This is a genomic window from Streptomyces monashensis, from assembly GCF_001866665.1.
Classification (GTDB): Bacteria; Actinomycetota; Actinomycetes; order Streptomycetales; family Streptomycetaceae; genus Streptomyces; species Streptomyces monashensis.
Map to the genome: position 1 here is coordinate 41,237 of NZ_MLYO01000055.1, position 16,981 is coordinate 58,217.

18 protein-coding genes are annotated in these 16,981 nt (G+C 72.1%); 10 read left to right on the forward strand and 8 right to left on the reverse strand.

Features of this window, described 5'->3' with window-relative positions; genetic code table 11:
- Positions 1 to 42 precede the first annotated feature (42 nt).
- Both BIV23_RS30010 and BIV23_RS30015 read left to right on the forward strand, forming a co-directional pair.
- Positions 43 to 399, forward strand: a complete 357-nt coding sequence (locus BIV23_RS30010) for a DivIVA domain-containing protein (RefSeq protein WP_071384127.1) — start codon at positions 43 to 45, stop codon at positions 397 to 399.
- Entirely contained in the window at positions 396 to 992 is a 597-nt protein-coding gene (locus BIV23_RS30015) for a DNA-3-methyladenine glycosylase I (protein WP_071384128.1), read from the forward strand. The genes BIV23_RS30010 and BIV23_RS30015 overlap by 4 nt, the downstream gene beginning before the upstream one ends.
- Positions 993 to 996: 4 nt before the next feature.
- On the opposite strand, the gene chcB is transcribed toward BIV23_RS30015, so the two are convergent.
- Positions 997 to 1,800, reverse strand: a complete 804-nt coding sequence (gene chcB / locus BIV23_RS30020) for a 2-cyclohexenylcarbonyl CoA isomerase (RefSeq protein WP_071384129.1) — start codon at positions 1,798 to 1,800, stop codon at positions 997 to 999.
- A 372-nt stretch (positions 1,801 to 2,172) separates the two neighbouring features.
- Here chcB and BIV23_RS30025 point away from each other — a divergent pair, with 372 nt between their 5' ends.
- On the forward strand, positions 2,173 to 2,340 hold the full coding sequence (locus BIV23_RS30025) for a DUF3117 domain-containing protein (RefSeq protein ID WP_003985072.1): 168 nt from the start codon (positions 2,173 to 2,175) through the stop codon (positions 2,338 to 2,340).
- Positions 2,341 to 2,457: 117 nt separating this feature from the next.
- Here the strand turns inward: BIV23_RS30025 and BIV23_RS30030 are convergent, their stop codons facing one another.
- Positions 2,458 to 3,156, reverse strand: coding sequence for an O-methyltransferase (locus tag BIV23_RS30030; RefSeq protein ID WP_079173485.1), 699 nt, complete (start codon positions 3,154 to 3,156; stop codon positions 2,458 to 2,460).
- 235 nt (positions 3,157 to 3,391) lie between these two features.
- Here BIV23_RS30030 and sigE point away from each other — a divergent pair, with 235 nt between their 5' ends.
- From sigE to BIV23_RS30055, 5 genes are all read left to right on the forward strand, one after another.
- Positions 3,392 to 4,102: an RNA polymerase sigma factor SigE gene (sigE, locus tag BIV23_RS30035; RefSeq protein WP_079173486.1), complete on the forward strand. Its 711-nt coding sequence runs from the start codon at positions 3,392 to 3,394 to the stop codon at positions 4,100 to 4,102.
- On the forward strand, positions 4,099 to 5,169 hold the full coding sequence (locus BIV23_RS30040) for a zf-HC2 domain-containing protein (protein WP_079173487.1): 1,071 nt from the start codon (positions 4,099 to 4,101) through the stop codon (positions 5,167 to 5,169). Before sigE ends, BIV23_RS30040 begins: the two co-directional genes overlap by 4 nt.
- Before the next feature lie 135 nt (positions 5,170 to 5,304).
- Complete coding sequence (locus BIV23_RS47080; protein ID WP_245790704.1) at positions 5,305 to 7,275, forward strand: trypsin-like peptidase domain-containing protein; 1,971 nt, start codon at positions 5,305 to 5,307, stop codon at positions 7,273 to 7,275.
- Between the two features lie 84 nt (positions 7,276 to 7,359).
- Positions 7,360 to 7,809, forward strand: a complete 450-nt coding sequence (locus tag BIV23_RS30050; RefSeq protein WP_071384132.1) for a sec-independent translocase — start codon at positions 7,360 to 7,362, stop codon at positions 7,807 to 7,809.
- 228 nt (positions 7,810 to 8,037) lie between these two features.
- On the forward strand, positions 8,038 to 8,703 hold the full coding sequence (locus BIV23_RS30055) for a hypothetical protein (protein ID WP_071384133.1): 666 nt from the start codon (positions 8,038 to 8,040) through the stop codon (positions 8,701 to 8,703).
- Positions 8,704 to 8,784: 81 nt separating this feature from the next.
- Here the strand turns inward: BIV23_RS30055 and BIV23_RS30060 are convergent, their stop codons facing one another.
- Genes BIV23_RS30060 through BIV23_RS30070 form a run of 3 tightly spaced genes read right to left on the reverse strand, consistent with a single transcriptional unit; the run spans position 8,785 to position 11,855 of the window.
- Positions 8,785 to 9,918, reverse strand: a complete 1,134-nt coding sequence (locus tag BIV23_RS30060; RefSeq protein WP_071384134.1) for an Mrp/NBP35 family ATP-binding protein — start codon at positions 9,916 to 9,918, stop codon at positions 8,785 to 8,787.
- Positions 9,919 to 9,961: 43 nt separating this feature from the next.
- The gene (locus BIV23_RS30065) at positions 9,962 to 10,567 is read right to left on the reverse strand and encodes a DUF1003 domain-containing protein (RefSeq protein ID WP_071384135.1); all 606 of its coding nucleotides are present in this window, start codon (positions 10,565 to 10,567) and stop codon (positions 9,962 to 9,964) included.
- Positions 10,557 to 11,855 (reverse strand): magnesium transporter MgtE N-terminal domain-containing protein, encoded by a 1,299-nt coding sequence (locus tag BIV23_RS30070; RefSeq protein WP_071384136.1) that lies wholly within the window; start codon positions 11,853 to 11,855, stop codon positions 10,557 to 10,559. Before BIV23_RS30070 ends, BIV23_RS30065 begins: the two co-directional genes overlap by 11 nt.
- A 236-nt stretch (positions 11,856 to 12,091) precedes the next feature.
- Between BIV23_RS30070 and BIV23_RS30075 the strand changes: the two genes are divergently transcribed.
- Positions 12,092 to 12,850, forward strand: a complete 759-nt coding sequence (locus tag BIV23_RS30075; RefSeq protein ID WP_177240086.1) for a hypothetical protein — start codon at positions 12,092 to 12,094, stop codon at positions 12,848 to 12,850.
- A gap of 12 nt (positions 12,851 to 12,862) precedes the next feature.
- On the opposite strand, the gene BIV23_RS30080 is transcribed toward BIV23_RS30075, so the two are convergent.
- Both BIV23_RS30080 and BIV23_RS30085 read right to left on the reverse strand, forming a co-directional pair.
- Positions 12,863 to 13,405 carry a hypothetical protein gene (locus tag BIV23_RS30080; protein WP_071384137.1) on the reverse strand — a complete coding sequence of 181 codons (543 nt, stop codon included), beginning with the start codon at positions 13,403 to 13,405 and terminating at the stop codon, positions 12,863 to 12,865.
- A 23-nt stretch (positions 13,406 to 13,428) separates the two neighbouring features.
- The gene (locus BIV23_RS30085) at positions 13,429 to 14,550 is read right to left on the reverse strand and encodes a magnesium and cobalt transport protein CorA (protein WP_071384138.1); all 1,122 of its coding nucleotides are present in this window, start codon (positions 14,548 to 14,550) and stop codon (positions 13,429 to 13,431) included.
- A 504-nt stretch (positions 14,551 to 15,054) separates the two neighbouring features.
- On the opposite strand from BIV23_RS30085, the gene BIV23_RS30090 reads away from it, so the two are divergent.
- Positions 15,055 to 15,639, forward strand: a complete 585-nt coding sequence (locus BIV23_RS30090; RefSeq protein WP_071384139.1) for a suppressor of fused domain protein — start codon at positions 15,055 to 15,057, stop codon at positions 15,637 to 15,639.
- Between the two features lie 41 nt (positions 15,640 to 15,680).
- Here the strand turns inward: BIV23_RS30090 and BIV23_RS30095 are convergent, their stop codons facing one another.
- Complete coding sequence (locus BIV23_RS30095) at positions 15,681 to 16,880, reverse strand: MFS transporter (RefSeq protein ID WP_071384140.1); 1,200 nt, start codon at positions 16,878 to 16,880, stop codon at positions 15,681 to 15,683.
- Between the last annotated feature and the right edge of the window lie 101 nt (positions 16,881 to 16,981).

The following is a 16,981-nucleotide window of genomic DNA, read 5'->3' on the forward strand; positions in this document are numbered from 1 at the left end:
CTGACAGTTTCTGTGTCCGGCAGAGAGCGTGGGGCCCTGGCGATGGTGATGTTCTTGTTCCTGGTCGTCGCGCTGGCCGTCGTGGTCGCCGCGGTGACGCTCGCCGTGGTGGGCGGCGGCGAGAGCGCCCCGCTGCCCGAGGTGGCGCCGGAGCGGCTCCAGGACCCGCTGCCCCCGGACCGCCCGGTGGGCCGTGCCGACGTGGAGAGCCTGCGCTTCCCGCTCGCCCCGCGCGGCTACCGCATGGCGGACGTCGACGACGCCCTCGGCCGCCTCGGCGCCGAGCTGGCCGAGCGCGACGCCCGCATCGCCGACCTGGAGTCGGCGCTCGCCGGCGCCAGAGCCGCGGCCGCACACGTCCACCTGGAGAAGCCCGAGCACCCGGAGGACCAGCGATGAGCGACGGAAGTGCCCTCGCCGGACCCGACGGCGCCCTGCGCTGCCCCTGGGCCCTGTCCACCGAGGACTACGTGTCGTACCACGACGAGGAGTGGGGCCGCCCGGTCCACGGCGACGACGCCCTCTTCGAGCGGCTCAGCCTGGAGGCCTTCCAGTCGGGCCTGTCCTGGATCACCATCCTGCGCCGCCGCCCGGGCTTCCGGGCCGCCTTCGCGGGCTTCCGCATCGAGAAGGTCGCCGCCTTCACGGACGACGACCGCGAGCGGCTGCTGGCGGACGCGGGCATCATCCGCAACCGCGCCAAGATCGACGCCACGCTCGCCAACGCGCGCGTGCTCGCGGACTGGGCGCAGGGCGAGCTGGACGAGCTGATCTGGTCCCACGCCCCGGACCCGGCCGGCCGCCCCGCCCCGCGGACCCTCGCCGAGGTCCCGGCCGTCACCCCCCAGTCCACGGCCCTGTCCAAGGCCCTGAAGAAGCGCGGGCTGAGGTTCGTCGGCCCGACGACGGCGTACGCGCTCATGCAGGCGTGCGGACTGGTCGACGACCACCTGGCGGACTGCGTGAGCCGCACCGGTCCGCACGCCCGCTGACCGCTCACCGGCCCAGGTACGCGGGCTTCTCCTTCTTCACGAAGGCCTGCACGGCGATCGCGTGGTCCTCGGACTGCCCGGCCCCGGCCTGGAGCTCGTCCTCCTTCTCCAGGGTCTGCTTCAGCGAGTGCGTCAGCCCGTAGGCCACCGCCTCCTTGAGCGCCGCGTAGGCCACCGTCGGCCCCTCGGCCAGCTCCCGCGCCACCTTCTCGGCCTCCGCGCGCAGTTCGGCCGCCGGTACGACCCGGTTGGCGATGCCCAGCTCCAGCGCGTCCTGCGCGCCGATGCTGCGCGGGAAGAGCAGCAGGTCGGTGGCGCGGCTCGGGCCGATCACCCGGGGCAGGGTCCAGGAGACGCCGGAGTCGGCGGTCAGCGCGACGCCCGCGAAGGACGTGTTGAAGGCGGCCGTGTCCGCGACCACCCGGTAGTCCGCGGCGAGCGCGAAGCCGAAGCCGGCCCCGGCCGCGACGCCGTTCACCCCGGCGACCACCGGCTTCGGTGCCCCGGCGAGCGCCGTCACGATCGGGTTGTAGTGCTCCTTGACCGTGCTCATCGTCTGCCCGGCCCCCGTCTCGCGGTCGGACGCGAGCAGCCCGATGTGCTCCTTGAGGTCCTGGCCCACGCAGAACGCCCGCTCCCCGGCCGCGGTCAGCAGGATCGCTCGTACGGCCGTGTCCCCGGCCGCGGCTTCCGCCGCCTCCCGCAGGGCGACCTTGGTCGCGATGTTCAGCGCGTTCATCGCCTCGGGGCGGTTCAGCGTGATGGTCGCGAGTCCGTCGCTCACCTCGTAGAGCACGGTGTCGGCCATGGGACATCCTCCTCGGGGTCGCGGGTGACGTACCGCTCAGTACGTCCGCGTACGAGCACAGCATGGCGGAGATCACGGGCCAAGGACCGGACCGGACGTGTGACCTGCGTCAAAGAAAAACGGAGCGGAGTCCGCCGGTGGGCGTCGGTGCGGTGGCGCAGTATCGCAGCCACATCCCCGAATTGGGTGGTTTTGCTCGCGCGCGTTGCCCAAGCGATGCCGACTGATGTTGGTCATCGGGTCCTGCGATGCGGGATAATGGCCGGGAAGCAATGTGTTCGATGCCGGTGGCGTGTGTCCGATCCCGGGCCGCGGATGCCCTCCTCGGGGCTGTCGGCAGACGATGAGCTGGTTTCAGGAAGGGGAACGAGCATGGCGGCCATGAAGCCGCGGACGGGCGATGGCCCGCTCGAGGTGACCAAGGAGGGGCGGGGCATCGTCATGCGCGTTCCGCTCGAAGGCGGCGGTCGACTCGTCGTCGAGCTGACCCCTGACGAGGCCAAGGCGCTCGGCGAGGCCCTGGAGAAGGTCACCGTCTGACGCGCCAGCGATCTTGTCCTTACGTCTGCCCCGGCATCGTACGCGGTGTCGGGGCAGACGCGTTCGCGGCCCCGCCGCCCGGCCTTGTCGGCCGAGTGCCGACCGTGCGCACCGTGCTCACCTCTTGACGGCGCACAGCAGCCCGTCGCCGACCGGCAGCAGCGACGACAGCAGCTCCTGGCTCTCGCGCACCGAGCGCAGCAGCTCGCGCAGGCGCAGCACCTCCGTCGGCTGCGGCGCGGAGTCCACCGTACGGCCGTTGGCGAGGACGCCCTCGAACACCACGAGACCGCCCGGCCGCAACAGGCGCAACGATTCAGCGAGATAGTCCGCGTACTCCTGGCGGTCGCCGTCGCAGAAGACGAGGTCGTAGCCCGCGTCCGCGAGCCGGGGCAGGACGTCCAGCGCGCGGCCCGGGATGAACCGCGCCCGGTTGCTGGCGAAACCGCAGGCGCGGAAGGCCTGCCGGGCGAACTGCTGGTGCTCCGGCTCCGGATCGACCGTCGTGAGCACCCCGTCCGGGCGCATGCCGTGCAGCAGATGAATTCCGGACACCCCGCAGCCCGTGCCGATCTCCGCGACGGCCTTGGCGTCCACGGAGGCGGCGAGCAGTCGCAGGGCCGCACCCGTGGCCGGCGACACCGAGCGCAGCCCTGCCTCGCGGGCCCGGTCACGGGCCCAGAGCAGCGCTGCGTCCTCGGCGACGTAGGCGTCGGCGAACGCCCAGCTCGTCTGCCGGTTGCCGGTAATGACCCTCTCCTGTCCCCGTGGTTGCCTGGGCGTGACTGTATCCGTTGGCGGCGGGAACCCGCAGATGGGACCGGACGTTTAAGGGGAAGAGACCGGTGGCCGGATGCGCGACGGGGGGTATGAGGTGGATCAGGGCAGCGAGCAACTGCTGACGCAGCCGCATGAGCCGTGCCAGCAAGTATCAAATTCTCGTAAAACCGCTTATCCGGAGCTAACGGGCGAGGTGGCTATGGTAGGGGCTCCACTGGACACCACCAGAGCCGACAGGGGAGGTGCGGCTGCGCCCGGGGACCGGGGCGGAGTGCTGCGGCGCTTCCTCGGATCGGCGGGCAGGCCGAAATCCGTGACCGACACCGCTGCTGACCACCACGCCGGTCTCGCCGCAGGCGAGACCCAGACCGCGACCTTCTCCACCGACGCGGACGGGCAGGCGTGGACTCCGCCCACGTGGGAGGAGATCGTCGGCACGCACAGCGCCCGGGTCTACCGCCTGGCCTACCGCCTGACGGGCAACCAGCACGACGCCGAGGACCTCACCCAGGAGGTCTTCGTCCGTGTCTTCCGCTCCCTGTCGACGTACTCGCCCGGCACCTTCGAGGGCTGGCTGCACCGCATCACCACCAACCTCTTCCTGGACATGGTCCGGCGCAAGCAGCGCATCCGCTTCGACGCCCTCGGCGAGGACGCGGCCGAGCGCCTGGCCAGCCGTGAGCCCACCCCGCAGCAGCTCTTCAACGACGCGCACTTCGACGCCGACGTCCAGCAGGCCCTCGACACCCTGGCGCCGGAGTTCCGCGCCGCCGTCGTCCTGTGCGACATCGAAGGACTGTCGTACGAGGAGATCGCCGCGACCCTCGGCGTGAAGCTCGGCACGGTCCGCTCCCGTATCCACCGCGGCCGCTCCCAGCTCCGCAAGGCCCTCGCGCACCGTTCCCCTCAGGCTCGTGCGGCCGAGCGGCGCTCCCTCGTGGCCCGTGTCCCCGCTCTGGGGGGAGGGGGCGCGACCGCGTGAGTGGATCCCGGCCGAAACCTGTGGAGAAGGCGCATCAGAAGGCGCATCTCGCCGAACAGCATCTGGGAGACCGACTCTCCGCCCTGGTGGACGGAGAGCTCGGTCATGAGTCGCGTGAGCGGGTCCTCGCGCACCTGGCCACGTGTGCCCGGTGCAAGGCGGAGGCGGACGCCCAGCGCCGGCTGAAGAACGTGTTCGCGGAGGCGGCCCCGCCCCCGCCCTCGGCGAGCTTCCTGGCCCGCCTCCAGGGCCTGCCCGGCGGCGACGGCATGTCCCCGCCCGGCGGCGGCCTCTTCGGAGGCGATCCCCGGGAGGAGAGCGCCACGCGAGGCGACGAGCCCGGTCCGTCCGGCCTGACCGCCGTACCGGGCGGGGTCTTCGGCGGCTCCGGCATCTTCGGATCGCGGCGCGGCGGTGAGCGCTTCGCCCTCGGCTACCTGCCCGCCCCCTCGCGGCCCGCCGTCCCCGCGGACCCCGAGCGCGGCTTCCGCATCCATCCCGTCGGCCGCCCGGACGACGGGCGCGGCGCCTCGCGCGGTCTGCGGTTCGCGGTCGCCGCCGCCGGTGCGGTGTCCCTGGCCGCGGTCGCCCTCGGCAGCGTGACCGCGGCCCTCCCCTCCGACACGACGGCGGACGCGCGCGGCAGCGGCAGCGTCGTCCCGGCCCGCTCGGCCGGCTCGGGCGCGGGCGGGGGCGCGGTCACGCCCGACGGCCAGCGCCGCCGTGCGACCGGCCCGCTGGCCGTCCAGGGCAGCACGCTGCTCGGACAGACCTCGGTGGCACCGACCTCGATGTCCGCGCCGCTGGTGCCCGGAGTGCCGCCCCCCGGTACGGGACTGGCCCAGAGCGGCGCGCTGCGCGGTCTCACGTCGCCGGTGATGGCCGGCGTGGCCGCCCTCTCCCCGCTGATACGTCCGCTCGACGACACCGTGGCCTATCCGCTCGCCGCATGGTCCGCGATCCCCGGAGCGACCGGCTCCGGCCTGCTGCCCGGCCCCGTCCCCACCCCCGCGTCCCCCACGGCGTCCGCCACGCCTTCCCCCTCCCCACCGACGCAGACCCCCTGACCTGCCACAGCGCCCCGGCCCCGGGAACCTGGTTGAATCCTGTGAGGGCCGTTCCCGCGGCGATGACCCGGGGGCGCAGTCGACGTTCCGCGTCCGCCGCCGAGGCGTGCGGCCGCGGCCAGCTGTGGGGAGAGCATGAACGAGGGGAACCGTGTCCCGCCGGGGGAGGAGCCGGAGGGACCGGCGGCGCCGGAGCCGACCGGCCGGCCGGCCGGGCACCGCGCGCAGACCACGCCGGGCGACTCGGCACGGACCTCCGGTGCGATGGGTTCCGGGCCGGCTGATTCCGCGTCGGCCGACTTCGAGTTGGCGCGGCCGGAGGCGCCGGAGGCTGTGGCCGACGCCGACTTCGAACTGGCCGGGCCGAGCGAGGTGGAGGAAGCCGGGGCTGAGCAAGGCGGGGCTGAACAAGGCGGAGCGGAGGAGGGCAGGGCTGAGGAGAGCACCGCCCGGCCGGCCGACGTACCGGCTGAGAGCGTCCTCGGAGAAAACGCCTGGGCGGCCCCCACCGAGCGCCCCAGACCCCTGCACGCCCCGGATCCCTACGGCACCCCGCCGTACGGCGAGCCGGGCCCCTGGGCCCCCGCACCGCCCGTCCAGCACCCGGCGGCCCGGCCGACGCCCGCACCGACGGCACCGGGGACGCAGGCGCCGAGCGCAACCCCGCCCACGCCGAACGCCCCCACGCCCGGTGCGTCCGCCCCCGTCCCCCTGGTCTCACACCCCGAAGCCCCGGCCCCGGCGCCCGGCACCGGGGCGCTGTCCCTCGGCATGACGCCCCCCGCACCCGTGCCCGGTACCGAGGCGCCGGCCCCCGGGCCCGCACCCCACGGTCCGACGCCCCCCGCACCTGCTGTACCCGCACTCGGCGCTCCCGCCCCCGGTGGGCTCGGCGGGGTCGATGACGATCCCTGGGGGCGGTACGACCCCTGGGCGCCCGGGTCCCCGCAGGAGCAGGCGGCTCGGCGGGGGGTGCTCCAGTACGGCGGGGCCGGGCGGGGGAGGAGGCGGTTGGTGGTGGGGTGGACGGCGGTCGTCGCCCTGGTCGCCGCCGGTGTCGGAGGGATCGTCGGCGCGTATGCCGAGCGGCAGGGGCTCGACGGCGAGGTGCGTCTGCCGCAGGCCGGGCGGGTGCCCGCCGGGCGCGCGCCGGACAGCGTGGCCGGGATAGCCGCCCGCGCCCTGCCCAGCGTCGTCACCCTGCATGTCAGCGGGACCGACCAGACCGACACCGGCACCGGCTTCGTGCTCGACACCCAGGGGCACATCCTCACCAACAACCACGTCGTCGCCCCCGCCGGATCGAGCGGCGCGATATCCGTGACCTTCAGCAGCGGTGACAGCGTGCAGGCCAAGGTGGTGGGCCGGGACAGCGGCTACGACCTCGCCGTCGTCCAGGTGCACGGCGTGCACGGACTCACCCCGCTGCCCCTCGGCGACTCCGACGGTGTCCGGGTCGGCGACCCCGTCGTCGCCATCGGCGCTCCCTACGACCTGGCCAACACCGTCACCTCCGGCATCATCAGCGCCAAGGAGCGGCCCATCACGGCCGGCGGCGAGAAGGGCGACGGCAGCGACGTGTCGTACGTCGACGCGCTGCAGACCGACGCGCCCATCAATCCGGGGAACTCCGGCGGCCCGCTCCTCGACTCCGAGGCCCGGGTGATCGGCATCAACTCCGCCATCCGGTCCGCCGACAGCGGCTCGGACTCGGGCGGCGGCCAGTCCGGTTCCATAGGCCTCGGCTTCGCCATCCCGGTGAACCAGGCCAAGCGCGTCGCCGAGGAACTGATCAACCACGGCCGGGCGACCCATCCGGTGCTCGGCGTCACGCTCGACATGGCGTACAGCGGCGACGGCGCCCGTATCGACAGCAAGAGCGCGAGCGGCGGCCCCGCCGTCACCCCGGGAGGCCCTGGTGACCGGGCCGGTCTGAAGGCGGGCGACGTCGTCGGCGAGGTCGACGGACAGCCCGTGCACTCCGCCCGGGAGCTGATCGTCAGGATCCGCGCCCACCGGCCCGGTGACCGGCTACGGCTGACGGTACGGCGCGACGGCACCGACCGGGAGGTCCCGCTGGTCCTGGGCGCGGCGGAGCAGAACTGACACAAGTCTCACCTCGGGACGGTACCGGTCGGACGGGAACGCCGGGTACCGTTGAGCGACCGAGGACATCAATAGGAGCGTCAGGTGTTCAATGACATAGGACCACTCGAGCTGCTCACGATCGTCGTGATCGCCGTGCTCGTCTTCGGTCCGGACAAGCTCCCGAAGGTCATCCAGGACGTGATGCGCACGATCCGGAAGATCCGCGAGTTCTCGGAGAGCGCGAAGCAGGACATCCGCAATGAACTGGGTCCCGAGTTCAAGGACTTCGAGTTCGAGGACCTCAACCCCAAGACGTTCATCCGCAAGCAGCTGGACAACGACGAACTGGGGCTGAAGGAGATCCGCAACGGCTTCGACCTGAAGAAGGAGATGGCCGAGGTCACGGACGCCGTCAACAGCCGGGACACCGAGGCCTCGTCGTCGTCCTCGCCGTCCTCGAACTCCGGGTCCGGCGGGCGTGTCGACATGACCAAGAAGCCCGAGGAGCCCGGCAACGACGACCGGCCGCCCTTCGACGCGGACGCCACCTGACCGTCGCCGACACGCGCGCGGGCGTGCGCCGCGCACGTGACGCGTTTCATAACGCACCCCCGGCGTGCACGGCCTGAACAGGCCGTTCGTGTGACCAACGCACCTACTGCCTGCCCTGCCGCACTCGTTCGTGTGGATATGCTGCCGAGTTGTTGTCCGGACCGGAGGAGTACGCCCGAAGGGGGGCGGGCCGCCCCGGTCCGACGAGAGCGAGGAGGCGTCGGGAAGATGGAGACGACGAGTCGGGTGGGCGCACAGGCGCCGGCCGCGGAGGGCGGACAGCAGTTCTCCTCCGCCCGGCGTACGGTCGACGGTTATCTTCAGGCGTCCTTCCCGTGGTACGGCCTCGACGAGGCGTTCACCGGGCCGCGCTGGCTGATGCAGGTCGCCACGGCGGCGGACGGCGCCGTCGAGCACGGATCGACGGGACACGGCGACGAGCCCTCCGTGCGCGGCGAGACCGGCTCCGCCGGTGAGCCGCGGGAGAAGTTCGCGGTGGTGGTCACGGTCGCCGCGCAGCCGTCGCGGCGCAGCGCCGACGGTACGGGACTGCTGGAGGCCACCTCCGTGTCCTCGGCGGCGTGGCTGGCCGGGGTGGGCCTGTTGTCGTTCACCTGGCCCGGACAGATGGACCACAGCCTGCGGGACGACTGGCTGGAGCAGCAGACCGAGACCGCGTGGGCGCTGGCCGACGATCTCGAGGGACCGGAGTGGTCCACGCTGTCCCTTCCGGTGGACGGGGTCGCGGCCTCTTTCTACTACCGGGAGTCCGAGTTCGGCTGGGTGCTCGCCGGTACGACCGAGGCGGGGGTGCACCTGGGCGCGTACGGCCGGGGCATGAGCGCGTACGGACTCGGGTTCGCCGTGGTGAAGGACGTCGCCGCCTACGCGTGACGACGCGCGGGACCGCATGACACAGGGCGCCGATCGTTCTCGGCGCCCTGTGTCATGCGGCGGGACGGTGTGCCCGTACGGCTAGAACTTGTTCTTCGGGGTGAGCCCCAGCGACAGGCCCGACAGGCCCCGCTGCCGGCCGCCCAGCTTTCCGGCGATCGCCCGCAGGGCGGTGCCCGCCGGCGAGTCCGGGTCGGTCAGGACCACCGGCTTGCCCTCGTCGCCGCCCTCGCGCAGGCGGACGTCGATCGGGATCGAGCCGAGGACCGGGACGGTCGCGCCCGTGGTGCGGGTCAGGCCGTCGGCGACGAGCTGGCCGCCGCCCGTGCCGAAGACGTCGACCATCTCGTCGCAGTGCGGGCAGGGCAGGCCGGACATGTTCTCGACCACGCCGACGATCTTCTGGTGGGTCTGTACGGCGATGGAGCCGGCGCGCTCGGCGACCTCGGCCGCCGCCTGCTGCGGGGTCGTGACGACCAGGATCTCGGCGTTCGGCACCAGCTGGGCGACCGAGATCGCGATGTCGCCGGTGCCGGGCGGCAGGTCCAGGAGCAGGACGTCGAGGTCGCCCCAGTACACGTCCGCCAGGAACTGCTGGAGGGCGCGGTGCAGCATCGGGCCGCGCCAGACGACCGGGGCGTTGCCCGGCGTGAACATGCCGATGGAGATGACCTTCACGCCGTTCGCCGACGGCGGCATGATCATGTTCTCGACCTGGGTGGGACGGCCGTCCGCGCCCAGCATGCGCGGCACGCTGTGGCCGTAGATGTCGGCGTCGACCACGCCCACCTTGAGGCCGTCGGCCGCCATGGCCGCCGCCAGGTTGACCGTCACGGAGGACTTGCCGACGCCGCCCTTGCCGGAGGCGACCGCGTAGACGCGGGTGAGGTTGCCCGGCTTGGCGAAGGGGACCTCGCGCTCGGCCTGGCCGCCGCGCAGGGCGCTCGCCAGCTCCTTGCGCTGTTCGTCGCTCATCACGTCCAGCGTGACGTCGACGCGGGTGACGCCCTCGACCCGGGAGACCGCCTCGGTGACGCGCTGGGTGATGGTGTCGCGCATGGGGCAGCCGGAGACCGTCAGGTACACGGTGACCGCGACCGCTCCGTCCGCGCCGATCTCCACCGATTTGACCATCCCCAGTTCGGTGATGGGGCGGTTGATCTCGGGGTCGTTCACCGTCGCCAGTGCCTCGCGCACCGCGTCTTCCGTAGCCATAAGGACGATGGTACGGCGCGGTGCGGGGCGTTCGGGATGCCCCTCAGCGGTCGTCTGTGTCACGTCCGGGCGACCGTTCTGACCGTTCCGCCGGGAATACGACACGGTCGCTGCGGCCCTGGCGGTCCTCCAGCTCCTTCAGCAGATCCTGGAGTTCCGAGCGCATCCAGTCGCGGGTCGCCACCTCGCCGAGGCCCGTGCGCAGCGCGGCGATCTCCCGGGTCAGGTACTCGGTGTCGGCGATGGACCGCTCGTTCTGCTTGCGGTCCTGCTCCAGGTTGACCCGGTCGCGGTCGTCCTGCCGGTTCTGCGCGAGCAGGATCAGCGGGGCCGCGTAGGAGGCCTGGAGGGACAGGGCCAGGGTCAGGAAGATGAACGGATACTGGTCGAAGCGCAGGGCCATGGGCACGGTGACGTTCCACAGCACCCACAGGATGATGACGACCGTCATCCAGACGATGAAGCGGCCCGTGCCCAGGAACCGGGCGATCTTCTCCGACATCACACCGAAGGCCTCGGGGTCCCACTCCGGCAGATACCGGCGCCGGGGCGGGCGCGGCTGGTCCAGGCGGGGCGTGCGGTGCCGGGTGGCCGCCGTCGCGCCCACCGGGGTGCGCTCGCGGGTGCCGCTCTCGCGCTCAGGAGTCATGCGCGGCCGCCCCCTCTCCCTCGTATCCCTCGTCCAGATGGAACTCGTGCTCCCGCCAGTCCTCGGGCAGCATGTGGTCCAGCACGTCGTCCACGGTCACCGCGCCGAGCAGCCGCCCGGCCTCGTCCACCACGGGCGCGGCGACCATGTCGTAGGTGGCGAAGAACCCGGCGACGGCGGGCAGCGCCGCGTCCGGGTCGAGCGGTTGCAGATCGGTGTCGACGATCGAGCTGACCAGCGTGTACGGCGGGTCGCGCAGCAGCCGCTGGAAGTGGACCGTGCCGAGATACTTGCCGGTCGGGGTTTCGTCGGGCGGGCGGCAGACGTAGACCTGGGCGGCGAGGGCGGGGGAGAGGTCGGGGTTGCGGACCCGGGCGAGGGCGTCGGCGACGGTGGCGTCCGGGCGCAGCACGATCGGTTCGGTGGTCATCAGACCGCCGGCCGTGTGCTCCTCGTACGACATCAGGCGCCGCATCTCGGCCGCGTCGGCGGGCTGCATCAGGCTCAGCAGCCGTTCCGTGTCCGCCTCGGGCAGCTCGGAGAGCAGGTCGGCCGCGTCGTCGGGGTCCATGGCCTCCAGCACGTCCGCCGCGCGCTCCTCCTTCAGCTTGCCGAGGATCTCGATCTGGTCGTCCTCCGGGAGCTCTTCGAGGACGTCGGCCAGCCGGTCGTCGTCGAGCGCGGCGGCGACCTCGGCGCGGCGCTTGGCGGACAGGTGGTGCAGGACGTTGGCGAGGTCGGCGGGGCGCAGCTGCTCGAAGGTGGCGAGCAGGCTCTCGGCGCCCTGCCCGTGCTCCTCGAGCGAGAAGCCGGTGACGGCCGACCACTCGACGGTCAGCGTCTCGCCCTTGGCCCGCCGGAAGGCGCCGCCCTTCTTGCCTTTCCGCACGAAGACCCGGTCGACCTCCCAGTCCCGGCGGGCGGGCAGCTGCTGCACGGACACGTCGAGGACGGTGACCTCCTCGCCGGTCTCCGTGAGCGTCACCCGCCGGTCCAGCAGCTCGCCGAAGACCAGCCGCTCGGTGGGCCGCTGCTCGAAACGGCGGACGTTCATGACGCCGGTGATGATGACCTGGCCGGACTCGATGCCGGTCACCCGGGTCATGGGCAGGAAGATCCGGCGCCGGGTGGACAGCTCGACGACCACCCCCAGCACGCGCGGGGGCCGTCTGCCGACGCGGAGCATGACGACGAGGTCGCGGACGCGGCCCACCTGGTCGCCGTTGGGGTCGAAGACGGGGACCCCGGCGAGGTGCGAGACGAAGATCCGGGGGGCGCCGGCTGCCATGGCTGTGCTTCCTCTGCTGACGTGGCCTGGGAATCTCCCTTAGGGGGTGTTCCGCTTTTTTTGTGAAGTGATCAGTGAATTGCTCGGATTTGCCCGCTCGGGTGCGCTTCAGGCTAGCCCGTGGCGGTCGGACACGCCCTGGTGGGGGGTCCGGACGGACTGACTCCGCCGGGCGGCCGGGGCACCGGTACGCTGCCGTACGCCGCTCAGGACCCGTCAGAAAGGCGACTCCACCTGTGACTGCGATTCCCCAGGGCCGAACCCGCCGGACGGCGCGGGCGACCGCGATCTGCGCACTGGCGGTGACAGGGGTGGCGGTGCTGGGCGGCTGCGGCGGCGACGATCCGGACGCGGGGACGAACGGTGTGGGCAAGCTGCCCGCCGAGCAGATCCAGACGAAGACCCGCGCGGCGGCGGACGGGGCGGCTGCGGTACGGCTGGCCGGCACGGTGGTCACCAGCGGCCGCACGTATCAGCTGGACATGCGCCTCAAGGAGGACGGCGGCAGCGGCTCGGTGACCGCGCAGGGGGCCACCTTCCAGCTGCTGCGGGTCGGTCAGCAGCTCTATCTGAAGGCCGACTCGGACTTCTGGAGCCACGCGAGCGGCAGCGACAGCGGCGGCGGCGCCGACAGCACGGCCGGCAAGCTGAACGGCAAGTACGTGAAGGTGCCGCAGGCGGACCCCGCGTACAAGAAGTTCAGCGGCTTCACGGACAAGTCCGTCCTGCTCGACGGGCTGCTGACGCTGCACGGCAGCCTGGCGACCGACGGCCACCACGACCAGTCGGGCACCCCCACCATCCGCATCACCGGCGACAACGGCTCCGGCGGCACCCTCGACGTCTCCCTCCGGGGCACCCCCTACCCGCTCCGCCTGGTCCGCGCCGGCGGTGCGGGCGCGCTCAGCTTCTCGGACTGGGGCAAGGACTTCACGGTGACGGAACCGGACCAGGGGGACACGGTGGACTACGGCAAGCAGCTGCCGACGTCGTAGCGCTCCTTCGGGTTACGTCTTCCGCCGCTTCCCGAGCAGTTTCGGCAGCCCCGCCGGAATCGGCTCCCGGGTGGTCGCCGCCGTGGGCACCGGACGTTCCGCCAGGCTGCCGTCGGGCAACGGCACCACGGACCCGGCCGGAGCCAGGCGCAGCACCCGGCACTCGCGGGCCCAGCGCCCCGGCATCCCCTCGCCGTCCGGGGCGTTCAGGCGCTTGCCCTTCAGCTCGGCGACGGCCGCCTCCCACTCCTCGGAGCCGGCCGCGAGCTCGGTCACGGCCGCCGGGAACGTGACCAGCCGGCCGCCCTTGTCCTTGCCGCGCACGGTCACCTCGGCGAAGCCGCCGTCGACCAGCGCCGGCAGCGGCTGCTCCCCGGGCCCGTCGCCGACCAGGTACACCGCGCCCTGGTGCCACACGTGCCACAGCGCACGCGCGGCCGGAGCACCGGTACCCCTGACCCAGATCAGGCCGGACTTCTTCGCGGCCTCCTCGATGAGGGCCTGGTCGAGAAGGGCCTGGTCGAGGGGGGCCCGGCCGGGCAGATCGCTCGTCATGCGCCCAGCCTATCGAGCGGCGCTCACAGCCAGCCGTTGCGCTTCAGCACCCGGTGGATGCCCACGCACATGCCGATGGTGAGGCTCAGGACCAGCGGGTAGCCGTACTTCCAGTGCAGCTCCGGCATGTTGTCGAAGTTCATGCCGTACACGCCCGTCACCATCGTCGGTACGGCGATGATCGCGGCCCAGGCGGTGATCTTGCGCATGTCCTCGTTCTGCGCGACGGAGGCCTGCGCCAGGTTGGCCTGGAGGATGGAGTTGAGCAGCTCGTCGAAGCCGACGACCTGTTCCTGGACCCGGGCGAGGTGGTCGGCGACGTCCCGGAAGTACTTCTGGATGTCCGGGTCGACCAGCCGCATCGGCCGCTCGCTCAGCAGCTGCATGGGCCGCAGCAGCGGCGCGACCGCCCGCTTGAACTCCAGTACCTCGCGCTTGAGTTGGTAGATCCGCGCCGAGTCCACACCGCGCGAGACCTTGCCGCCCGGGCCCGGCGAGAAGACCTCGGTCTCCACCTCGTCGATGTCGTCCTGCACGGCGTCGGCGACCGCGATGTAGCCGTCCACGACGTGGTCGGCGATGGAGTGCAGCACCGCCGAGGGGCCCTTCGCCAGCAGCTCCGGGTCGTCCTGGAGGCGGTGGCGCAGCGCCCGCAGCGAGCCCTTGCCGCCGTGCCGGACGGTGATGAAGAAGTTCCGGCCGGTGAAGCACATCACCTCGCCGGTCTCCACGACCTCGCTGCTGTCGGTGAGCCGGTCGTGCTCGACGTAGTGGATGGTCTTGAAGACCGTGAAGAGCGAGTCGTCGTAGCGCTCCAGCTTCGGGCGCTGATGGGCCTGCACTGCGTCCTCGACGGCCAGCGGGTGCAGCCCGAACTCGCCCGCGATACCGGCGAATTCGGCCTCGGTCGGCTCGTGCAGCCCGATCCAGACGAAGCCGCCGTCGCGCCGCACCTGGCGCATCGCCTCGTGTGGGCTCAGCGGCTTGCCGCTCTCGAGCCGGCGGCCGTCGCGGTAGACGGCGCAGTCCACGACGGCCGAGGAGGTGCCGGGGTCACGGGTGGTGTCGTACGGGGCGGCGTCCCCGCGCAGCGAGGAACGCGACGACGGGCGGACCACGGCGCGCAGGTCGCGGATCATCGACATGGGCGGGCTCCTTCGCGGGCGGGCAGCGAGAGCGCGTGACGACGGGTGGAACCACCCGGAATGAGGACGGTCCTGGCTACGGGATGTCTGGCACGTCCACAAAGCGGGGAGCACCGCACCGTCGCGGTGGCGGCTTCGCTGCTGATGCGGAACTGACGTTGATCAGACGGATCAGGCAAAGCGAGTGACGTGCTCTTCCGGATCTTCCGGAGCTGTTCGAAAACGGCGGCCGGACCACGGCGCGCACGAAAGGGCGCCGGTCGGCCGGGAATTTCAGTCAGTGACCGGATCAGTGGTCGGAAGAGCGGGTGGTACTACCAGGTCGACTTCGATCCATGACAGCCCCACCTCCTCCGGCCGGTCCCTCGTAAGGGAGTCCCCGTCGTCGCCGGGGGCGAGTGCGATGCTTCCGCGTGCCGCCCCGGGCCACCGGCTCAGAGTAGCAGCCGCCCGAACTGTCAAGGCGCCGCTTTGCCCGGCACTGGCGAGTTCTATGCTCGCCGCATGGTTGATGTTCTTCCTCTGGTCGAGGCGCGGTTGAGCACCGCACTGGGCGAACCGGACGCGCGCGCCGCCGTCACCTTCCTCGGCACGGACCGCGTCGAGGTGCTCCGGTTCCGGGAGGGGGACCTCCTGCGCTACGTCACCCTCGGCATGTCCGAGCACCCCATGACCGACCCCACGGCGGCCGTCGCGGACCCGGTCAAGGGGCCCCGCGCCGAGCTGGTCCTCTCGGTCCGCGCGAGCCGTGCCGACACCGACAAGGTGCTGCGCCCGCTCGCCGTGCTGGCCGCGTCCCCGCAGGTCGAGGGTCTGATCGTGACGCCCGGCGCCTCCCTGGACACCGGCGAGCCGCTGTGGCCCGGCGCCCCCTTCACCTCGGTGCTGGTGGGCGAGCCCGGCGGACTGGTCGAGGATCTGGAGCTGGACGACCCGATGGATCCCGTGCGGTTCCTGCCGCTGCTGCCGATGACCCCGAACGAGGCCGCCTGGAAGCGGGTGCACGGCGCCCAGGCCCTCCAGGAACGCTGGCTCGCCCAGGGGACGGACCTGAGGGACCCGGCCCGCGCGTCCGTCCCGCTGGACTAAACCCGGCGTGACCGAGCTCACCAACACAAGGCTGATTCCGGTCAGTTGGCGAACGCGCTGACGCCGTCCTCCGTGGCGTGCGCCACTGCCCGCTCCTCGACCTCGTCGGTGAGCGCCCGGCGCCGTACGACGACCACGGCCGCGCCCAGCAGGGCGGTGACCGCCGCGACCAGGAACGGGACGTGGATGTCGGCCCACCCCTCGATCTTCGGCGCGAAGTAGGGCGCCGCGGCGGCCGCGAACCAGCGGACGAAGTTGTAGCCGGCGCTCGCCACCGGGCGCGGAGCGTCCGAGACGCCGAGGGCCAGCTCGGTGTAGACGGTGTTGTTCACGCCGATGAACGCGCCGGACAGGATCGTGCAGACGACGGCCGTGGTGTGGTCGCCGTAGCCGAGGACGAGGACGTCCGCGGCGAGCAGCACCAGCGAACCGCCGAGCACCTTCAGCGAGCCGAGGCGGGCCTGCAGGCGCGGGGCCACGATCACCGAGAAGACGGCGAGCAGCACGCCCCAGGCGAAGAACACCGCGCCCGAGCGGTACGGGGTCATGTTCAGCACGAACGGCGTGAAGGCCAGCACCGTGAAGAACGTGTAGTTGTAGAAGAAGGCGGAGGCCGCCGCCGAGGCGAGGCCGCCGTGGCCGAGCGCCCTGACCGGGTCGAGCACCGAGGTCTTCCGGGCCGGCTTCGGCTGCTCCCTCAGGAACATCGTGATGCACAGGAAGCCGATCGCCATCAGCGTGGCCGTCCCGAAGAACGGGTAGCGCCAGCTGACGTTGCCGAGGATCGCGCCGAGCAGCGGGCCGCAGGCCATGCCGAGGCCGAGCGCGGACTCGTACAGCAGGATCGCCGCCGCGCTTCCGCCGGCCGCCGCGCCGACGATGACCGCGAGGGCGGTCGAGACGAACAGGGCGTTGCCGAGACCCCAGCCCGCCCGGAAGCCGACCAACTGGCCGACGCTGTCCGACGTGCCCGCCAGGCCCGCGAAGACGACGACGAACGCGAGGCCGAGCAGCAGGGTCCTGCGCCCGCCGATCCGGCTGGAGACGAAGCCGGTCAGCAGCATCGCCACCGCGGTGATCAGGAAGTAGGAGGTGAAGAGCAGGGACACCTGGCCGGCCGTGGCGTGCAGACCCTGCGCGATGGACGGCAGGATCGGGTCGACGAGGCCGATGCCCATGAAGGCGACGACGGAGGCGCCGGCCGTGGCCCATACGGCCTTCGGTTGTCGCAACAGGTCCATCTGTGTCTCCCTTGCTCTCCCCAATAAGTTAGTTCGCCTAATAAATGTAATATACATACAGTCGCTCGCGTCAAGGGTTCCCTCCGGACGGGTGATCGTCC